The sequence below is a fragment of the Saprospiraceae bacterium genome (assembly GCA_016713025.1).
Lineage (GTDB): Bacteria > Bacteroidota > Bacteroidia > Chitinophagales > Saprospiraceae > OLB9.
In genome coordinates, this window is sequence record JADJPZ010000004.1 from 2,040,502 (window position 1) to 2,058,368 (window position 17,867).

Annotated in this window: 23 protein-coding genes, 1 other RNA gene and 1 pseudogene; 13 read left to right on the forward strand and 12 right to left on the reverse strand. The window is 37.2% G+C overall.

Annotated elements, in window-relative coordinates:
- Positions 1-2 precede the first annotated feature (2 nt).
- Genes IPK35_14985 through IPK35_15000 form a run of 4 tightly spaced genes read left to right on the forward strand, consistent with a single transcriptional unit; the run spans position 3 to position 2,290 of the window.
- Entirely contained in the window at positions 3-350 is a 348-nt protein-coding gene (locus tag IPK35_14985) for an iron-sulfur cluster assembly accessory protein (protein MBK8054524.1), read from the forward strand.
- Between the two features lie 21 nt (positions 351-371).
- The gene (gene ruvB, locus IPK35_14990; protein MBK8054525.1) at positions 372-1,397 is read left to right on the forward strand and encodes a Holliday junction branch migration DNA helicase RuvB; all 1,026 of its coding nucleotides are present in this window, start codon (positions 372-374) and stop codon (positions 1,395-1,397) included.
- 16 nt (positions 1,398-1,413) lie between these two features.
- Positions 1,414-1,785: a hypothetical protein gene (locus tag IPK35_14995; protein MBK8054526.1), complete on the forward strand. Its 372-nt coding sequence runs from the start codon at positions 1,414-1,416 to the stop codon at positions 1,783-1,785.
- A gap of 1 nt (position 1,786) precedes the next feature.
- Positions 1,787-2,290, forward strand: coding sequence for a metallophosphoesterase family protein (locus IPK35_15000; GenBank protein ID MBK8054527.1), 504 nt, complete (start codon positions 1,787-1,789; stop codon positions 2,288-2,290).
- 183 nt (positions 2,291-2,473) lie between these two features.
- Here the strand turns inward: IPK35_15000 and IPK35_15005 are convergent, their stop codons facing one another.
- From IPK35_15005 to IPK35_15025, 5 genes are all read right to left on the reverse strand, one after another.
- A complete protein-coding gene (locus tag IPK35_15005) occupies positions 2,474-3,895 on the reverse strand; it encodes a sugar transferase (protein MBK8054528.1) in 1,422 nt (473 codons plus the stop codon).
- A gap of 5 nt (positions 3,896-3,900) precedes the next feature.
- Positions 3,901-4,758 carry a hypothetical protein gene (locus IPK35_15010; GenBank protein ID MBK8054529.1) on the reverse strand — a complete coding sequence of 286 codons (858 nt, stop codon included), beginning with the start codon at positions 4,756-4,758 and terminating at the stop codon, positions 3,901-3,903.
- The gene (locus tag IPK35_15015; protein MBK8054530.1) at positions 4,751-5,716 is read right to left on the reverse strand and encodes a Gfo/Idh/MocA family oxidoreductase; all 966 of its coding nucleotides are present in this window, start codon (positions 5,714-5,716) and stop codon (positions 4,751-4,753) included. The genes IPK35_15010 and IPK35_15015 overlap by 8 nt, the downstream gene beginning before the upstream one ends.
- 10 nt (positions 5,717-5,726) lie before the next feature.
- Positions 5,727-6,023 carry a hypothetical protein gene (locus IPK35_15020; protein MBK8054531.1) on the reverse strand — a complete coding sequence of 99 codons (297 nt, stop codon included), beginning with the start codon at positions 6,021-6,023 and terminating at the stop codon, positions 5,727-5,729.
- 301 nt (positions 6,024-6,324) lie between these two features.
- Entirely contained in the window at positions 6,325-6,528 is a 204-nt protein-coding gene (locus tag IPK35_15025) for a hypothetical protein (GenBank protein MBK8054532.1), read from the reverse strand.
- Positions 6,529-6,617: 89 nt separating this feature from the next.
- Between IPK35_15025 and IPK35_15030 the strand changes: the two genes are divergently transcribed.
- Positions 6,618-7,481 (forward strand): hydroxymethylglutaryl-CoA lyase, encoded by an 864-nt coding sequence (locus IPK35_15030; protein ID MBK8054533.1) that lies wholly within the window; start codon positions 6,618-6,620, stop codon positions 7,479-7,481.
- A gap of 8 nt (positions 7,482-7,489) precedes the next feature.
- On the opposite strand, the gene IPK35_15035 is transcribed toward IPK35_15030, so the two are convergent.
- The 6 genes from IPK35_15035 to IPK35_15060 all read right to left on the reverse strand — a co-directional run bounded on the left by IPK35_15035 (position 7,490) and on the right by IPK35_15060 (position 11,159).
- Positions 7,490-8,374, reverse strand: coding sequence for a hypothetical protein (locus IPK35_15035; protein ID MBK8054534.1), 885 nt, complete (start codon positions 8,372-8,374; stop codon positions 7,490-7,492).
- Between the two features lie 33 nt (positions 8,375-8,407).
- Entirely contained in the window at positions 8,408-8,962 is a 555-nt protein-coding gene (locus IPK35_15040) for a YceI family protein (protein ID MBK8054535.1), read from the reverse strand.
- Between the two features lie 78 nt (positions 8,963-9,040).
- Positions 9,041-9,445, reverse strand: coding sequence for a hypothetical protein (locus IPK35_15045; GenBank protein ID MBK8054536.1), 405 nt, complete (start codon positions 9,443-9,445; stop codon positions 9,041-9,043).
- Between the two features lie 26 nt (positions 9,446-9,471).
- Positions 9,472-9,792, reverse strand: a complete 321-nt coding sequence (locus tag IPK35_15050) for a hypothetical protein (GenBank protein ID MBK8054537.1) — start codon at positions 9,790-9,792, stop codon at positions 9,472-9,474.
- A gap of 72 nt (positions 9,793-9,864) precedes the next feature.
- Positions 9,865-10,572 carry a hypothetical protein gene (locus IPK35_15055; protein MBK8054538.1) on the reverse strand — a complete coding sequence of 236 codons (708 nt, stop codon included), beginning with the start codon at positions 10,570-10,572 and terminating at the stop codon, positions 9,865-9,867.
- 242 nt (positions 10,573-10,814) lie between these two features.
- Positions 10,815-11,159 (reverse strand): cytochrome c, encoded by a 345-nt coding sequence (locus tag IPK35_15060; GenBank protein MBK8054539.1) that lies wholly within the window; start codon positions 11,157-11,159, stop codon positions 10,815-10,817.
- Positions 11,160-11,417: 258 nt separating this feature from the next.
- Here IPK35_15060 and IPK35_15065 point away from each other — a divergent pair, with 258 nt between their 5' ends.
- The 8 genes and pseudogenes from IPK35_15065 to IPK35_15100 all read left to right on the forward strand — a co-directional run bounded on the left by IPK35_15065 (position 11,418) and on the right by IPK35_15100 (position 16,409).
- Positions 11,418-12,011, forward strand: coding sequence for a DUF697 domain-containing protein (locus IPK35_15065; GenBank protein ID MBK8054540.1), 594 nt, complete (start codon positions 11,418-11,420; stop codon positions 12,009-12,011).
- Between the two features lie 39 nt (positions 12,012-12,050).
- On the forward strand, positions 12,051-12,566 hold the full coding sequence (locus IPK35_15070) for a hypothetical protein (GenBank protein ID MBK8054541.1): 516 nt from the start codon (positions 12,051-12,053) through the stop codon (positions 12,564-12,566).
- A gap of 53 nt (positions 12,567-12,619) precedes the next feature.
- Positions 12,620-12,715: signal recognition particle sRNA small type (ffs, locus tag IPK35_15075), an RNA gene on the forward strand.
- Between the two features lie 34 nt (positions 12,716-12,749).
- A complete protein-coding gene (gene fsa, locus IPK35_15080; GenBank protein MBK8054542.1) occupies positions 12,750-13,406 on the forward strand; it encodes a fructose-6-phosphate aldolase in 657 nt (218 codons plus the stop codon).
- A gap of 98 nt (positions 13,407-13,504) precedes the next feature.
- Positions 13,505-14,892: pseudogene (locus tag IPK35_15085) on the forward strand (PQQ-dependent sugar dehydrogenase).
- Positions 14,893-15,308: 416 nt separating this feature from the next.
- The gene (locus IPK35_15090) at positions 15,309-15,521 is read left to right on the forward strand and encodes a hypothetical protein (GenBank protein ID MBK8054543.1); all 213 of its coding nucleotides are present in this window, start codon (positions 15,309-15,311) and stop codon (positions 15,519-15,521) included.
- Positions 15,522-15,593: 72 nt separating this feature from the next.
- Entirely contained in the window at positions 15,594-15,884 is a 291-nt protein-coding gene (locus IPK35_15095; protein MBK8054544.1) for a hypothetical protein, read from the forward strand.
- Positions 15,885-16,001: 117 nt separating this feature from the next.
- Positions 16,002-16,409 carry a hypothetical protein gene (locus IPK35_15100; GenBank protein MBK8054545.1) on the forward strand — a complete coding sequence of 136 codons (408 nt, stop codon included), beginning with the start codon at positions 16,002-16,004 and terminating at the stop codon, positions 16,407-16,409.
- A gap of 98 nt (positions 16,410-16,507) precedes the next feature.
- On the opposite strand, the gene IPK35_15105 is transcribed toward IPK35_15100, so the two are convergent.
- On the reverse strand, positions 16,508-17,719 hold the full coding sequence (locus IPK35_15105) for an IS256 family transposase (protein ID MBK8054546.1): 1,212 nt from the start codon (positions 17,717-17,719) through the stop codon (positions 16,508-16,510).
- Positions 17,720-17,867: the final 148 nt, after the last annotated feature.

Below are 17,867 nucleotides of genomic sequence, written 5' to 3' on the forward strand. Positions count from 1 at the left end.
GTATGGAGAGTACAATTGTAAAAAAGCCTGTACATTTGACAGAAGGTGCTGTAAACCAATTAAAAAGGATATATAGTGAGCAAAATTTAGGAGGCGAACACGGATTACGTATTGGAGTAAAAGGTGGTGGTTGTTCAGGATTTAGTTATGTTCTGGGATTTGATGTGCAAAAAGAAAAGGACGATGTATATGAAATAGATGGTATGAAAGTTTTTATGGAAAAAGCACATTCGATATATCTGCTGGGTATGGAAATAGATTGGGTGGATGGTTTGAACAACCGAGGATTTACTTTTAAAAACCCGAATGCGACCGACACATGTGGTTGCGGGACATCATTTTCAGCTTAACAGGCATATGGAACAGTGCTCATGAACCAAAATCTAGATCCTTCTCAAGCCCACTTCAAGCCTGAAGACAAGCAGGCCGAAAAAGCACTCCGACCCAAGGATCTCTTTGATTTCAACGGTCAGCCGAAAATTGTAGAAAACCTTAGCATATTCATCAAAGCGGCCAAACTGCGAAGTGAAGCTCTTGATCATGTATTATTGCACGGGCCACCGGGTCTCGGCAAAACGACATTATCCTATATTATTGCCAATGAGCTGGAAACCAATATGAAACTTACTTCAGGCCCAGTGCTTGAAAAACCAGGAGATCTGGCTGGCCTACTGACAGGCCTTGAGGAAGGAGACGTACTGTTTATTGATGAAATCCATAGACTCAACAATGTTGTGGAGGAATATTTGTATTCGGCTATGGAAGATTATCGCATAGATATTATGATAGATAGTGGCCCGAATGCAAGAAGTATTCAGATAAATCTTAATCCATTTACTCTGGTAGGTGCGACCACCAGAATGGGTTTACTCACGGCACCTATGCGGGCAAGATTCGGTATATCATTTTTACTTGACTACTATGATGTGGCAACATTGGAAAAGATATTGTACCGAAGTGCTGATATCCTCGGTGTCAAAATAGACAAGGAAGGTGCTCATGAGATAGCAAGGAGAAGCAGAGGAACACCAAGGATAGCAAATGCTTTGTTACGAAGAATCCGGGATTTCGCTCAAATAAAAGGAAGTGGTGCCGTTGATAAAGAAATTGCGAGATTTGGGCTCAGTGCACTGAATGTTGATGAAAGTGGACTTGATGAAATGGACAATAGAATATTGAGTACTATCATTGAAAAATTCAAGGGTGGTCCAGTAGGCATCTCTACTATTGCAACTGCTGTTGGCGAAGAAGCCGGAACTATAGAAGAAGTTCATGAACCTTTCCTGATCATGGAAGGCTACATTCATAGGACACCAAGAGGAAGGGAAGCTACAGCTAAAGCATATAAACATGTAGGTAAAGTTCCGCCGTCTCTCACAGGAACATTTAATTTCTAAGAATAATAGGTTTTGTATGCAAGGATTAAGGCAAATTGTGATTTTTATTTTATTTTTGTATAATATACTAAGTAGTGAAAACACATTTAGTCAAGAAATAAGGAATACTCCGGACACTGTGACGGTGTACACATACAAACTGAAAGGGAAAACTGCTACAGGCCAACTGACAAGTAAGATAAAAGAGCCTTTTCTGGCTATATCCAGAGATCTGATCAAAAATTACCCTTTAAGCTCTAAGGTCATTCTGTATGATTGTAGCTGGGAAGGTACTTACAAAATAATGGATATTATGGGCGGAGGACATATAAAATCTGTTGACATTTATTATACAGGTAAAAAGAAAACCACCAAAAAAAAGTGCCTTTGTACATTAGCTTTTGAATGAAATGAAAAAAATCACACTCCTTTCTGACAATCACTCTTACTTTGATACAGAACTCATCCCTCATATAGATGATGCCGATGAAATCTGGCATGCCGGAGATATCGGAGATTTGGATTCCATTCAGGAATTCAAAAATAAGGCAACATTCAGAGCTGTTTATGGCAATATTGATGATGCATCAGTGAAAGAAATATATCCTCTTAATTCCATATTTGAGTGTGAAGGTCTGAAAGTATTTATGACACACATAGGAGGCTATCCTTCTACGTATACTAAAAGAGTGAGTGATATCATCCTAAGTGAAAAACCCAATCTCTACATTTGTGGTCATTCGCATATTTGTAAAGTCATGCCTGATAAAAAAAATAATCTCATTCATATGAACCCTGGCGCTTATGGTCATCATGGATTTCATAAAATCAGGACTTTTCTGAAATTTGAAATCAATAACGCTAAGATTCAAAACCTACGAGTTATTGAATTGGGTCTTAGAGGACATATTTGAACATGAAATCAATATATTAATTTTTGTCCTTATCCAAGATTTATATTTCTATTTTAAAATGCCTTAAAACTGGCAAGGTATTTGCAATTTCAATAATCAACCTGTAATTGTTAAACCAACTAAGCGAGGAGGATATTATATCTATCAGAATATATCTTCCTCTTTTTTTTGACCTTACTGATATTACTTTCCTTTTCCTTTTAGTAAAACAAAAACGGTGTAAAAAAGGATCTTTATGTCCAAAGATAGTGACATATTTTCAATGTATAAGATATCAAACTTAAGTCTTTGTAACATTTGATCAATACTGGATGCATAGCCATACTTTACCTGCCCCCATGATGTGATACCGGGTCGTACCTTTAACAAATGGCGGTAATGTGGTGCATGTTTTGATATTTTTTCGATATAATATTTTCTTTCAGGCCTAGGACCTACGATAGACATATCTCCCTTGATCACATTGATGAACTGAGGTATCTCATCCAATCGCCATTTGCGCATGGCCCTACCCCAGACTGTCACCCGAGGGTCATCATCACTTGACAATTGTGGTCCGTTTACTTCTGCACCATCATACATTGATCTGAATTTTATGATGTTAAAAGGTGTTCCATTCAGTCCTATTCTTTCCTGCAAATAAAAAATTGATCCCGGCGATGACAATTTGACTTTAATGATCGTATAAATGATCAAAGGAAATAAGATAACCAATGCCAATATACTTATAAAATAGTCTATCATCCGTTTCACCACCTTTTGCCAGTTTGGCATCAATTCCTGATCAATTTCTATAAGTACAGCACCATAAATGTGATTCATCTGTACTGTTCCTATCATAATATCATAGGTATCAGGAATTACTTTTATCAGGATATTGTCAGAAAAATCAAATAGCTCGTCCAATATGAGTTTAAGTTTGCTATGTTCTGAAGTTTCAATTGCAATAATGACTTCTTCAATATGATTTTCTACTAGTATCTCTTTTAGCTGACTTTTGTTTCCAAGCTTGGGTAGGTATTTTTCAAGATAATTGGTACTCTCTCCATTACTATCAATAAATCCCATAAAATTATGCCCCAGACTGTAAGGCCTTGAAGTGATCTCTACATAGAGATCAACACCATTTTTATCTCCGCCTATGATGAGGGTGTTGTATTTAACTTTTCCAGATTTGAGACGTTTACTTGCTTTTGTCAGAATGAGCATTCGGACTATCGCAGTTATAGAGAAATGGATAAAAAACAATGCTAAAAACAAATAGGAATGTGAGATGTAAGACAGTACGTAGTCATCCATCAAAACTACAAAAAACAAAATCAAACTTCCCAGGAATGAAGTAAAAAATGTAGTTTTTAATGTCTCTAATCTGGAGTACCTGTATATATCCCTGTATTTATCAAAAATAGAATAGATAGTAATCCATATCATAGGAATCAGTAACAGTCCATACCAAAGATTGGTGTCTGAGATGATTAAATCAAATGAAATATCAGGTGTCTCGATAGATTTCCTAAATACGAAGAATAAAAACCAGGCTAACAAAGCAGAAATGTAGTCCCCCAATCGATAAATGATTAATTCTGTTTTCCTGTTTTCCCTCATTGCAATCAAAAATGAATATGTTTGATATTATCGAGATATACTTTTGATTCGGGATTGTTGCCTGTTTTACGGATGGACATAACAACTCCATACTCTGAGTAATCATTAGCTGATGTCTGATCTGTCAACTCTACATAGATTTTATTCCAATTATCATTTGCAGGTATAAATAGATGATAAGTAATCTTGGGTAAACCTGAATTTATCTTCAGCAATCCGACAGCAATTTCTCCCTGACCTTTATAGTCAAGTTCAAGGTAACTTTTACCTTTTGCATTTTCACCTTTTCTGATAAGATTAGTGCAGGCCATTTCAAATATATTATCAGTTGGTGTTAAGGTTACCATCCCTGACCTGCTTCCTGTTGTAGCAGTCGATGAAGTAATCGCCCACTCAGGTTTTGTCTTTCCATCAAGGTCTGTAGTAAAACAGTGGTTGGTTTCAAAACTCTCATTGACCGGAAACTTTGCGGTTTCGACATAACTGAAATCCAACGGAATATTGATAATCTGTCCAATCTCGCCCTTCACAATTTTATTGATTGACTTGTAAAAAGGGTAAAATGCCGGTTGGTCAAGCATGCCGTTGTTTCTGATACCTGCAAGGATAGTGATTTCCGTCTCTTTTCCTGTAAAAATCATAGGAACCTTTGCAGGAAGTGGAAAGATACCAACAATCTGTCCGTCAGCAAATGCCCAAATTTCTCTTATTTTGTGGGTGTCATCTCCGTGACTAAATGGTAGTTTCACTTTAGTATCTGATAGGCTGATATAGAAAACCCCAGGTTTTTCATTGTCTACCAAGGTACATGAACCTATCATCATGACCAAAATTAATAAAATATAAAATCGAAGTCTAATCATGAACAACTTTGATTTTTGCTTCTATTTGTTGAGCAAGGTGAAGAGCTCTAAAACCATCTTCAATGGTTACTGATAATGGTTTATCATTTACGACAGCCTCATAAAAATCATTTAACTCATCTTCGATAGCATTATTCTGCATTATTGTTGGGCTCTCCAAGGTAATATTTTTTATTCCCTGATTAGTGGTGATAGTCATCGTCGCATCATCAGCATCGCTTTCCTGATCTTTGATTCTGAGTATCTGTGCATCTTTCTGAAGAAAGTCAAGGCTGATATAAGCATCTGATTGAAACAATCTGATTTTACGCATATTTTTCATGCTGATACGGCTTGCTGTAAGATTGGCTACCGAGCCATCTTTGAATTCAATACGTGCATTACATATATCAGGTGTCGGACTCACTATACATATTCCATTGGCTCTGACGTCTGTGATCTCAGATTTTATAAGGCTCAGGACTATATCTATATCATGTATCATAAGGTCGAGGACAACGGACACATCTGTACCACGTGGGTTGAAAATAGCAAGTCGATGTGCTTCAATAAACCCTGGTTTGAGCTCAATTCCTTTCAAAGACCTGATGGCCGGATTGTATCTTTCGACATGTCCTACCTGCACCTTGACATCAGACGTCTTTGCCAATTGTACCAGTTCACGTGCTTGTTGCAGTGACTCTGTGAGAGGTTTTTCTATAAATACATGTTTACCTTTTTGTATCGCCTTTTTTGCAATATCATAATGAAATGAAGTAGGACTGACGATATCTACACAATCTGACGATAAAATCAAATCCTCTATTGTCTCAAAACTTCGGATTCCAAAATTCTTTTCAACTTCCAATCTGGCGTTAATATCGGGATCATAAAATCCTGAAATTTTAAATTTAGTTTTCAATAAACACTTCAAATGTATTTTACCTAAATGCCCAACACCAGCAAGTCCAATTTTCAATGTATACGAGTTATAATTTTTTTAAAATAAATCCCATAAGAGTAATTAATAATACCAATACAATGGCAATACTAACAGATTTTCTAATATGTCCAATAAATGATAGTATTTCTTTGGAAAAGTCAGGATACTTAGGCAGGATTTCAGCATTTAGTTTTTTAGCATTAAAGATATGGGAAGAATCAAATTCTACCCTGTTTTGTACAAGCACTTTGTACATTTTTAACACTTTCACCCTAAAGTAAATATTTAAAAACAGCAGAGCTATAAAAATGCCTATAATCAAAAAAATCAATATATCAGCCATAAAAGCATACATTCGCTAACGCGCAAAGTTAAAAAATAAAACGCCCGTATATAGCATTTTTAAAAAAATAGACACAAAATAATTTAAAGTCAAAATAATTAGGTCCCAAAAAAAGCTGAATTAAACTCTATTGAAAATCTAAAATGAAATATAGTGAACAGAAAATAATTTGCAAAAAATTAAAATCATAATTTATTGTAAATCAACCATTATGATTTTAATTTTACCTTTCAACTTTCAGTTTAGTATAATTAAAAATAGGTAAAAAAACCGAAAAAATTCTTAATGCTACTAAAATTCACTAATCCTCTGTTGAAGTACGCGCCATGTATAATATGATCATACCTCCAAATAACATCGCCAATTGAATAATCACAGTGATAAGTCCGTGATTGTAAATAAAACCCATGAAAGTAAATTTTAATCCTACCATTGACATGATTACTGACAAGGTGCCCATTGCAAAGAGAACGAACCCTAAAACTGACCAGAAAGGTTTATTCATGATAAAAGTTTGAAAATTAGATGTATAGTAAATCAAAATTGCGATATATTTGTTTAGCAAATGTACAATTGATTAAATAATAAAGGAAAATGAGTACTGATATGCCGGTAAAAATCATAGAGTGTCCTCGGGATGCTATGCAAGGCATTGCTCACTTTATAGATACTGATACCAAAGCCGCATACATCAACCAATTGCTCAAAGTGGGATATGATACTATAGATTTCGGAAGTTTTGTATCGCCAAAAGCTATACCACAAATGAGGGATACTGCTGAAGTGCTTTCAAAATTGGAACTGCACGAAAACTCACCACAACTTTTGGCTATCATCGCCAATGCCAGAGGTGCAACAGATGCTGTTCAGTTTGATGAAATCACTTACTTGGGCTACCCTTTTTCAATTTCAGAAACCTTCCAACTTCGCAATACAAATGCAACCATTGAAGAATCATTGGTACGTGTAGAGGAAATCCAAACTATTGCAGCAAAATATAATAAGAAGACAGTCATCTATCTTTCCATGGGTTTTGGAAATCCTTATGGTGATATCTGGAGTGTGGAGATATGCCAGCAATGGGTTGACAAACTTGCAGATATGGATGTACGTATCATGGCACTTTCTGATACCATAGGCATAGCTACACCAGAAAGCATTTCCTATCTTTTCAAACATCTCATTCCTCCCTACCCTGATGTGGAGTTCGGTGCACACCTGCATACACAGCCTCATAATTGGTTACCAAAAATTGATGCAGCTTATCAGAGTGGTTGCCGAAGGTTTGATACGGCAATAAAGGGATACGGTGGGTGCCCAATGGCCAAAGACGATCTTACAGGAAATATGGCAACTGAAAATCTGATTCAATATTTTGAAGACAGAAATGCACCTCTTGACCTGAACAAAAAAGAATTTAAAAAAGCGTTGAAGATGTCGTCCTCAGTTTTTATCTAAAACCAAAATTACTCTGATTTCTTTCTTTTCAGAGTAAAAACTCTGGAAATATTGAAGCCAAAATGGATACCACCATCACTCCAGCTGTTGGCTGTTTCAGCTATAAAACCTTTCTCAATCATAGACGTACTATTGGAACAGTGTAGCTGAAAAACATGACCACCTGTCTCTATATCAAATCCAATGGATAAAGAATTTTTGATATCACTTGCCACCTGGTCAGGCAAAAGATAGATATATTCTGCATTAAGTGCTACTCTTTTACTCAACTTAATTCTACCTCCTGCACCCAAAGCATACACATCATTTTTTTCTGTATTGGTTTTAAAAAGATTACGGTGTACCATGGTAGGGCTCAATTGAAATGTAAAAGACTCAGAAAACTTTCTCCCCAATATAAGTTGCGTAGTATAGTACAGTCTGCTGGAAAAATAATTTTCTCTTTCTGGATCAGCCCATTTGAGTGTCTGAATGGATGAAGTCAGTAATAACGCTGCTGTGATGGGCATATTTTTTTCACCCGTACTTTGACGCAAAAATTTGTATTTGACAAATCCATCATAAGCCTTCTCAAAACTGCTTCTACCTACTCCTACTGTGATCAAATCAGATAGACCATACTCAAATCCTAATCTGATAGATGAATTGTCCAGTCCGAATAACTCATAAAAGCCACCATTAAGCGTTCCGAATCTGTGGCTTATTTTAAAATCAAGTACACCGCCGGCTGTATTTTCCAATGAGTGAAGATTAATCACTCTGTTGGTTTTAAAACTGGCGTTGACATAGTCGGTGGTTTTGTCTTCACCCAAAAGTGATAACATATCTTCCTGACTGTAAAGACTTAAAAAACTACATATTGAAAAGATCGCAGTGAATAAGTTGGCTTTCATAAAAAATGTTATTTTATTATTTTTGGGTCATGGTTATTGCTTCAATAAGTCCAGAGTAGCATCTACCATTACTTTAACCGATTTTGCAATCTGGCCTTTGACCAATGCCGGGATAACAATCCCATAGTCTACTACAAGTATACTGAATTGGGCATCGGCATCAATTTTACCGTTGACTACAGTAATGACAGCATCAGTTGTCATTTTTTTGGTCACTCCATGTATGGTGAGGTCTCCAGAGACTTTTACTGTTGTTTTTCCATTTTTTGCAGGATCTATTTTTGAGTAATTATCGATCTGCCCTTTGAAAGTAGCTTTTGGAAATTTATTGCTCTCCATATAATTTTCATTGAAGTGCTCCTGCATCAAAGCCTTTTCAAATTGAAATCCTTTTATGAGCACTGCAAACTCTAATTTACCTGATGCAATATCCAAAACACAGTTGGATGATTTGTTTTGTGCTTCAATTTTTTCTATCGGAGTATCAGAATGAAATGATATTACTCCGGTTTTGGTAAAGTATTTTTGTGCATCTGACTGGTTCAATAAAGCCATGCTTAAAACAAAGATGAATATTACATTTTTCATATTATATATTATTTATGATTTTTTTTTAAAAGACGAATGACTTACTAGAAAAGTTAAAAATTGCCGGTTAAATAAATGCTAATTTACTAAGGAGCATCGCACCAAAACAACATCCATCAACTTTCCTGTACAAAATCCTTTGATTCTCACTTTTTGCCCAACAGCGATATTTTTAATTGCTGCTGCTGATTCAAATTCACAAATGATGGCTGACATTTCGCTTCCTGCCTCCAAAGTAAGGCTGGAACCGGAATCTGTGCTGTCAAAGGCTTTTATTACACCTTCGACCTCAATGATTTTGTCCAGATATTTCTTATTGGCACTGGTTTCATCATTATCAAATGCTGATAGCAAATCCTTTGGAGCAATAACAAAGTCGGCTGTAGTACCTAAGGTTTCTTTATGTCCTTTGTTGTACTGCATATAAGCATAACCACCCCCCAATATCGCTAAAATAATGATGTATGGAAGAAATTTTTTCATTTTGCAAAGTTAAAGGTTTAAAAAAATCAATTGTTAGGACTACCCGCTTTTACCCAGGATTCAATTTTGCTGATTTTACAGTCATCAAGTTTAGGCTGACCTTTGGGCATAGGCGAAAAACCAGAATGTTTTACTGAACCAACCAATGAATTGTTTTTTGCATACGTTTCTACGGCTACATATCCATCCAGATTAATCCCACCTCCGATATTTGACCCCTTAAAATGACAACTCACACAATGATTTACAATAATAGGGTTCACGTCAGAAGCAAAACTTACATTGGTAGTGTTGCAATTTGCAGAACCATACAGATCTTCTTCAGAATCATAGTAACATGCTGACAAACAGACCCCTATTACTAATATTAAAACCGACCATTTTCTCATGTTCTTTCTTATCTTTATTTTTTAAGAATATCAATTATTCAGCCCTCCGGCATCAATCCAGCTTTTCACTTTACTTATATTGCAATCGCTCATTTTAGATCCTCCCGGTGGCATGGTTTTAAAACTATTGGCCCAGGAAATAGAACCAAGAAGTTTCCCACCTGATATTGATGATTTCACACCCTGATATGTATCAAGCGACACACCACCTGATGCATTGCCACTTTTGTGACATGATGTACAGGATGAAAGTATAGGTTTAATATTGTTGGTATAACTCATATTGGTAATCGAACAGTTATTTGCGGTCTCCATACACTTTTCATTTTTTGCTCCCTGATTTATCCAGTCAGATATTACTTTCAGCTGGACCGAACTCAAGGGCGTCGCCGGAGGTGGAGGCATGACATCTTTGGGGTCTTTATCTACCATAACTTCATAAAGTTTACTTCCTGAAGCATTACCAGGTTTAATTTTTCCTGTCTTAATAACATTATTATAATTATCCAGTATAATTCCATCCTTTTTGCTCGCTGCATTATGACAACCTGAATAAGCACAGTTTGCAGTGAGGATAGGTAATACATCCTTTTCAAAATATATTACTGAAGGGTTGCACGTTGATGTGGTATCAGAAGGTTGAACCATAGGATCATGCTGACATGAAAATAAGCCAATGAACAAAAACAAAAATGGAAATTTTGTCTTTAATCTATTTTGATACCATCCACTTTTCATCACATCAATTTTTTAGTCAAATACAAATTATCAAAAAAAATCAAAATTAACCACTTTTAGAAACTCTATGATCATCTAATAAAACAGCCCTTATTTTATTTTTTCAAAATGAATAAAAATGACATTTAGCAGATGAAATAATCAATAATGAGTTTTTTGAGATCGACCGATCTTTCACAATAATTATACTCGACAATATATTAATATCTTTCTGCTAAATGTCATTCTAAACGCGTACTAAATTAGTTTTCCAACAAACCGTCAGCTTTCCACTTTGCAATTAGCGCCAATTCAGCTGCAGGTAATTTTGCTCCGTTACGAGGCATAAACCCGGTAGCTGTTGCTTCTCTGTTGATTCTTTCAATAATTACATCAATTTTGCCTTTTGCTGAGGTAAAATCATCCCATTTATTAGGATTGGCTCCACCAGCAAGGTGACAAGGTGTACATTTAGCCAGCAAAATGGGTTTAATGTCCTTATTGTAGGTTGTCTTTACTACAACCGGAGTAGGCTCATCTTCCTTCGAACATGATGCCAGAAATAGTACAGCTACTATAGCTGTCAAAAATAAAAATTTTGTTTTCATGATTGTTGATTTAAATGGTGAATTATTAAATTAAAGAACGTAAAGAAACAAATATTTGTTGCAACAAAGATAATTTTTTATATTTATATTATCTTGTGACTTATGTCACCACCGCACAAAATAGTATAGATTTTCTGATATTCTGTCTGCCCATCGAGCACATACATCGACAAAAACTTAAAACGGTGAACTATTTGCATCATTTTCTTTGTTTACTTGTATATCATCATTTGTTTATCAGCATCAAAAAAACTTAACATGTCAGAATATCAAAAAAGTAACAGAACCGATCATGCAGATTCTATCATCAAAAATCACATGATCTGGTCTATGGGAGCAGGGTTTATTCCTGTCCCGATAGCAGATTTATTTGCTGTGAGTGCTATCCAGCTGGATATGATCCGGCAAATGTGCAAACTGTATGAGGTCGATTTCAAACAAACTGAAGGGAAGGCTTTAATTACGGCTCTGACAGGGTCTGGTCTTGCAAGATTAGGAGCCAGGGCAGTCAAATTCATACCCGGTGTCGGATCCATCCTTGGTGGAGTTACGATGGCTGCACTTTCAGGAGCGTCCACCTTTGCTTTGGGAGAAGTCTTTAAAAAACATTTTGAAACAGGAGGGACTTTTCTTGATTTCGATCCACAGCGATTAAAAAATTATTACAATGAGAAGTTTGAAAAAGGTAAGGAAGTAGCTGAAGAGCTGCGCAAAAAACAGGAAAATGTCAGCAAATCAGCTGATGCATCTGAGGCAGTAGATAAGTTGAAAGAGCTCGCAGATATGAAAGCAGCAGGCATCCTTACAGATGATGAGTTTGAAACCATGAAGAAGAAAATTATTCAGGGGTGATAGTCGGAAGATAGGAGGAAGGAACGTGGAGGAAGGAACGTGGAGGAAGGAACGTGGAGGAAGGAACGTGGAGGAAGGAACGTGGAGGAAGGAACGTGGAGGAAGGAACGTGGAGGAAGGAACGTGGAGGAAGGAACGTGGAGGAAGGAACGTGGAGGAAGGAACGTGGAGGAAGGAACGTGGAGGAAGGAACGTGGAGGAAGGAACGTGGAGGAAGGAACGTGGAGGAAGGAACGTGGAGGAAGGAACGTGGAGGAAGGAACGTGGAGGAAGGAACGTGGAGGAAGGAACGTGGAGGAAGGAACGTGGAGGAAGGAACGTGGAGGAAGGAACGTGGAGGAAGGAACGTGGAGGAAGGAACGTGGAGGAAGGAACGTGGAGGAAGGAACGTGGAGGAAGGAACGTGGAGGAAGGAACGTGGAGGAAGGAACGTGGAGGAAGGAACGTGGAGGAAGGAACGTGGAGGAAGGAACGTGGAGGAAGGAACTTGGAGAAGGGAGAAGGGAGAAGGGAGAAGGTCTTGTGTCACTTTTAGAATCTCAAATAATTTATTAAAAATTTAAATCGTTTAAAATTTATTTTCTGGCAATTTAAACCTACCTTTGCGGCGTGAGGGGCATACGGTCTGCTCCTTCCGAACTCCCCCAGGGTAGAAATGCAGCAAGGGTAGGAAGTTGAGCGACGCGGTGTGTTTCCTCACATTTTATTTTACATACATCCATTCTACAAAACAATTCCATGAAGTTTTTTATTGATACAGCCAATCTTGACCAGATCAAAGAAGCCAGAGACCTTGGTATTCTTGATGGGGTGACGACCAATCCTTCATTGATGGCGAAAGAAGGTATCTCAGGTGAAAAAAACATCATCAACCATTATAAAAAGATTTGTAAAATAGTGGAAGGAGATGTCAGTGCTGAAGTGATCGCCACTGATTTCAAAGGTATGATCTCTGAAGGCGAAAAACTGGCAGGTCTGGCAGAAAACATCGTTGTGAAAATACCGATGATCAAAGACGGCATTAAAGCCATATCCTATTTCTCTGAAAAAGGAATCAATACCAATTGCACACTTGTGTTTTCGGCGGGTCAGGCGATTCTCGCTGCGAAGGCCGGAGCTACTTATCTTTCTCCTTTCGTAGGCAGAGTGGATGATATTTCCTGGGATGGTATCAAACTTATCGAAGAAATAGTATCAATATATTCTATCCAAGGCTACTCTACTGAAGTGTTAGCAGCATCCATCCGCACACCACTGCACATCGTACAGGCAGCAAAAGCGGGTGCTGATGTGGTAACATGTCCATTAAGCAGTATTTTGGGTTTGCTACATCATCCCCTCACCGACATAGGATTGGCAAAGTTTCTTGAAGACCACGCCAAAGCAAATAAATAGTTTTATGCAGGATTTGGAAATGGCTTTTGTTATTCAATTAAAGGTGCGAATAACTGCCATTGATGTATAAATAGCATTAGTCTACAACATGTTTATATATGAATGCAGCCAAACTAATTACCGTCTTCGCAATTTTCCTTGGCATCGGCTGCCAGTCAAAATCCGTAGAAATACCCAACTCTGACACTGACAATGGTGGTTTGATCCTTCCAGATGGTTTTGGAGCCATAGTAGTGATCGATTCGGTTGGTGGGTGCAGACATATAGCTGTCAATGACAATGGAGACATATATGCCAAGCTTAAACTGATCACCGGAGATAAAGGAAATGTTGCACTCAGGGATACCAATAATGATGGTAAAGCCGATATTATAATGAGATTTGGCAACTACCCAAATGACGGCAATTTTGCCACTGAGATGAGAATTCATAATGGTTATCTCTACTTTAGTTCCGAACTGAGAGTCTACAGACAAAAGTTGACACCTCCCGACTTAGTTCCAAAGAGCAAAACAGAAGTCATTATGATAGACAGATACCCTATCAGATGGCACAATGCAAAGTCACTTGCTTTTGATGGCAAAGGAGGTTTGTATGTCACATTCAGTGCCCCGACCAATGTGTGTGAAGATTGGTCAACTGTACCCGAAAATACAGTTGTCAATGTAAGAGGAGAATATCCTTGCTCACAATTGGTTGAATTTGGTGGTATTTGGAGATTTGATGAAAACAAACAAAACCAATATCAATCTGATGGTATCAGGTATGCTACAGGATTGCGAAGCGTAGTGGGTCTGGCGTGGAATAGAGACGATAATAAGCTTTATGCACTGCAGCATGGCAGAGATTATCTCTATGGTCATGCCCTCAGTATTATACGCCATGGCAAAACGCTGTACTGCCGGCAGAAGAATTTGTTGATATAGAAAAAGATGATGATTTCGGATGGCCTTACACTTATTATGATCCGATCAAAAACCAAAAAATATTGGCCCCTGAATATGGAGGTGATGGACTACAGCAAGCAACAGGTTACAAAAATCCTTTAATGGGTCTTCCTGCACACTGGGCACCAAATGATATGCTATTCTACAAAGGTGACCAATTTCCTGAAAGGTACAAAAACGGAGCATTTGTTGCTTTCCATGGTTCGACCAATAGAAACCCTTATCCTCAGGCCGGATATATAGTGGCATTTATCCCTTTTGAAAATGGAAAACCGACAGGCAAATATGAAGTTTTTGCAGATGGTTTTACTGTAAGAGATACATTGTATGAAATGGCGGATGCAACTTATCGACCATGCGGACTGGCAGAAGGCCCTGATGGCTCACTATATATCTCAGAATCCAAAGTAGGTAAAATCTGGCGAATTGCTTTTCATGGTGACAAACATTCATTCGGAGAAAAAGAACTCCATGCTATGGATCAGAAATGCGGGTCAAAAACATATATAAAAACCCCAAGTGAAAATGCAGATGTGTTACGGGCAAATAAAATAGTCAATGCAGCCAAACTCTATGAAAGCCATTGCTCCGGATGCCACAATGTACAAGGCCAGGGATTTGAAGGTGTATTCCCTCCATTAGCCGGATCTGAGTGGGTCAATGGAGATCATGAAAAAATGATCAGGGTATTACTGCATGGACAAAAGGGAGAAATTACTGTCAAAGGCAAACCTTACAACCAAATCATGCCCGCATTTGGTTTTTTGAATGATCAGGAAATAGCAGCAGTAGCAACTTACATTAAATCAGAATTTGGAAATAAAGGTGGGAAAATTCCACCTGAGACGGTAGCTAAATACAGAAATAAATAATAAGAAGATGCTCCGTTCAAATATATATAGTGTTGATCACATATTCCCAATAAGTTTATTAATTTTGTAAAAAAATATTCTGCGTGGAAATCGCCAATCCTATATATGATGTTGTATTTAAATACCTTATGGAAGACCATAAGGCAGCCAGAATAATACTGACAGCACTAACCGGACTCAACATCACTAATCTTGAGTTTTTACCACAAGAACTTGCTGTGGATAAATCAAAAAATGAGCACTCCATTCTTACCGGCTTGACTTTATCTATTTACAGATTGGATTTTACAGCCTGAATACGACAATCTGATAGTTCTGAAAAAATCATCATCATCGAAATACAAAAGTCCAAATTTGCCCATGAAAATATGAGGTTCAGAAAGTACCTTGGCAAACAATACATGAACGAATCATTTTTTCAATGGGTAAATGAAACAAAAGGAAGAAAGTATAAGATGGGGTTGCCGATTTTACCTATTTATTTTCTTGGCGAACGTATCGAAGGTTTTGATGATATTCCTGTCATCACCGTAAACAGGACCATCAGAGACAGATATACTGACACAATACTGGATGTAAACCACAATTTTATAGATTCTTTATTTCATCTGTTTATTTTTATTTGTTTTTTTAATGGTCAGATGGAATTGATAAGCTAATCTCCATCTTTGGTGTTATCGAACTTGCGTTTCGCATGAAAATAATCATCGCGGTTATTGCACCACAAAGTTGGTTCATGCTCATTTCATGAGGGAATTATTGTTAATATTCCTGCGTTGAAAAAGAAGCGCAGAGACGAATTAGAAACGCCCCTAAGCATATTTGATCAGGATAACAGAAATGAAAATCATCATATCATGAACGTAAAAGAAATAGATTTCCCCGAAAAGTTCAGACCTATCATCAGGAGACTGAAGGAAGCAACGCAAGTTAAAGAAGTGAGAGATATCATGATCGTAGAAGACGATTTTTTGGCAGAACTCAATGATTATGAACATCAGATAGCTGAAAGCGAAAAGCAAAAAGAAGAAGAACGAAGGCTAAAAGAAGAAGAACGAAGGCTAAAAGAAGACGCCATCAGAAAACAAGAAGATGCTATCAGACTTTTATTGAAGATGGGTATGTCAAAGCATGAAATATCTAAATCACTTGGTATCTCTTTGGATGAGCTGAACAAGTTTTAGTTGCATTTTTATTTTAAGTTGAAGAAGAAAACTTATTGAATCCAAACATTCAAAACCTGAGGCTGTAAAATATTTTGTGTAAACAAAACTTCAAAGAATTATGGCTGAATCAAATTATCCTCAAAGATAATTAAAATTTCATTATGAGTAATATGCCAGTTATGAATTGGCATTGTCCATTTAACTTGAATTTGCTGAATAGCAAGATATACAGATTTCAAGGCTGCCTGATCATTTGGAAAAAGTGTTTTGGTTTTGGTAAATTTTCTGATGGCTCTGTTGAGGCCTTCAATGGTATTAGTGGTATACATAATTTTACGAATGTTAGTAGGATACTGAAACATGGGAGATAGATTTGACCAGTTTGCTTCCCAACTTTTAATGGCATAGGCATATTTAGACCCCCATTTTGCTTTAAAAGCTTCAAAAGCAATGAGAGCAGTTTCCATATTTAAAGCGGCATAAACAGTTTTTAAATCAGCCAGGAAGGCCCTTCTATCTTTCCATGGGACAAACTTCATAGAGTTTCTGATTTGATGAACGATACAAAGCTGGGATACGGTATCGGGGAAAGCAGTTTGAATGGCCTGAGTGAATCCTGTAAGATTGTCAGTGCATGCAATGAGCATCTTTTTAACGCCCCTGTCTTTGAGCTCATTTAAGACAGAAAGCCAAAACGCGGCAGACTCGTTGGCGCTCATCCAGATGCCCAAAACTTCTTTGATCCCATTGGTTTTCAGTCCTATAACGATATAAATACTCTTGTTGATGATTTTATTATCCTGCCGGATTTTAAAACAAATACAATCCATCCAAACGATGTAATAAGTATTATCCAAAGGTCTGTTTTGCCATTCCTGGATAGCCGGAATCATTTTGTTTGTAATATCTGAAACAAAGGTTTTAGAAACGTCTAAGCCATAAATTTCCTGAATTTGAGCTGTTATGTCATCAGTGCTCATACCTCTACTGTAAAGAGATGTAATGACAGATTCTACTTTCTCAGTGGTAGTTTGGCCCTTGGGAACAATGATAGGCTCAAATTCACCGTTACGATCCCGTGGAATATCCAACTCTACCTGTCCTTGTGTAGTGCGTATCTTTTTCTTATAAGACCCATTCCGGGAATTACCTGAATTAATCCCATCGGGCGAGTGTTTTGAATAGCCTAAATGATGACTTAGTTCAGCTTTTAAAAGTTCTTGAATGCCATCTTTGTAAAGACCATTCATAACATTGTCAAAATCATTAAGAGACTTGACATCCTGAAGAAATTCAGAGAGATTAAGATTAAATTTGTTACTTTGCATAACTATTAAATTTGTTAGGTTAAAAAATGTGTCTGTACTTGGTCGCACAAACATATTAAAAATTTTCCATCTGTGGGGGTACCCCACAGATGGAAGCCTAACTCCTTGATACTAGTTTACACAATCTTTCTTACACTCCCCAAAACCT

What these genes read in the sequence shown, in the direction of transcription:
- IPK35_14985 (MBK8054524.1), top strand. Translation starts at nt 3, where the DNA reads ATGGAGAGTACAATTGTAAAAAAGCCTGTACATTTGACAGAAGGTGCT.
- ruvB (MBK8054525.1), top strand. Translation starts at nt 372, where the DNA reads ATGAACCAAAATCTAGATCCTTCTCAAGCCCACTTCAAGCCTGAAGAC.
- IPK35_14995 (MBK8054526.1), top strand. Translation starts at nt 1,414, where the DNA reads ATGCAAGGATTAAGGCAAATTGTGATTTTTATTTTATTTTTGTATAAT.
- IPK35_15000 (MBK8054527.1), top strand. Translation starts at nt 1,787, where the DNA reads ATGAAAAAAATCACACTCCTTTCTGACAATCACTCTTACTTTGATACA.
- IPK35_15005 (MBK8054528.1), bottom strand. Translation starts at nt 3,895, where the DNA reads ATGAGGGAAAACAGGAAAACAGAATTAATCATTTATCGATTGGGGGAC.
- IPK35_15010 (MBK8054529.1), bottom strand. Translation starts at nt 4,758, where the DNA reads ATGATTAGACTTCGATTTTATATTTTATTAATTTTGGTCATGATGATA.
- IPK35_15020 (MBK8054531.1), bottom strand. Translation starts at nt 6,023, where the DNA reads ATGGCTGATATATTGATTTTTTTGATTATAGGCATTTTTATAGCTCTG.
- IPK35_15025 (MBK8054532.1), bottom strand. Translation starts at nt 6,528, where the DNA reads ATGAATAAACCTTTCTGGTCAGTTTTAGGGTTCGTTCTCTTTGCAATG.
- IPK35_15030 (MBK8054533.1), top strand. Translation starts at nt 6,618, where the DNA reads ATGAGTACTGATATGCCGGTAAAAATCATAGAGTGTCCTCGGGATGCT.
- IPK35_15035 (MBK8054534.1), bottom strand. Translation starts at nt 8,374, where the DNA reads ATGAAAGCCAACTTATTCACTGCGATCTTTTCAATATGTAGTTTTTTA.
- IPK35_15040 (MBK8054535.1), bottom strand. Translation starts at nt 8,962, where the DNA reads ATGAAAAATGTAATATTCATCTTTGTTTTAAGCATGGCTTTATTGAAC.
- IPK35_15045 (MBK8054536.1), bottom strand. Translation starts at nt 9,445, where the DNA reads ATGAAAAAATTTCTTCCATACATCATTATTTTAGCGATATTGGGGGGT.
- IPK35_15055 (MBK8054538.1), bottom strand. Translation starts at nt 10,572, where the DNA reads ATGAAAAGTGGATGGTATCAAAATAGATTAAAGACAAAATTTCCATTT.
- IPK35_15060 (MBK8054539.1), bottom strand. Translation starts at nt 11,159, where the DNA reads ATGAAAACAAAATTTTTATTTTTGACAGCTATAGTAGCTGTACTATTT.
- IPK35_15065 (MBK8054540.1), top strand. Translation starts at nt 11,418, where the DNA reads ATGTCAGAATATCAAAAAAGTAACAGAACCGATCATGCAGATTCTATC.
- fsa (MBK8054542.1), top strand. Translation starts at nt 12,750, where the DNA reads ATGAAGTTTTTTATTGATACAGCCAATCTTGACCAGATCAAAGAAGCC.
- IPK35_15095 (MBK8054544.1), top strand. Translation starts at nt 15,594, where the DNA reads ATGAGGTTCAGAAAGTACCTTGGCAAACAATACATGAACGAATCATTT.
- IPK35_15105 (MBK8054546.1), bottom strand. Translation starts at nt 17,719, where the DNA reads ATGCAAAGTAACAAATTTAATCTTAATCTCTCTGAATTTCTTCAGGAT.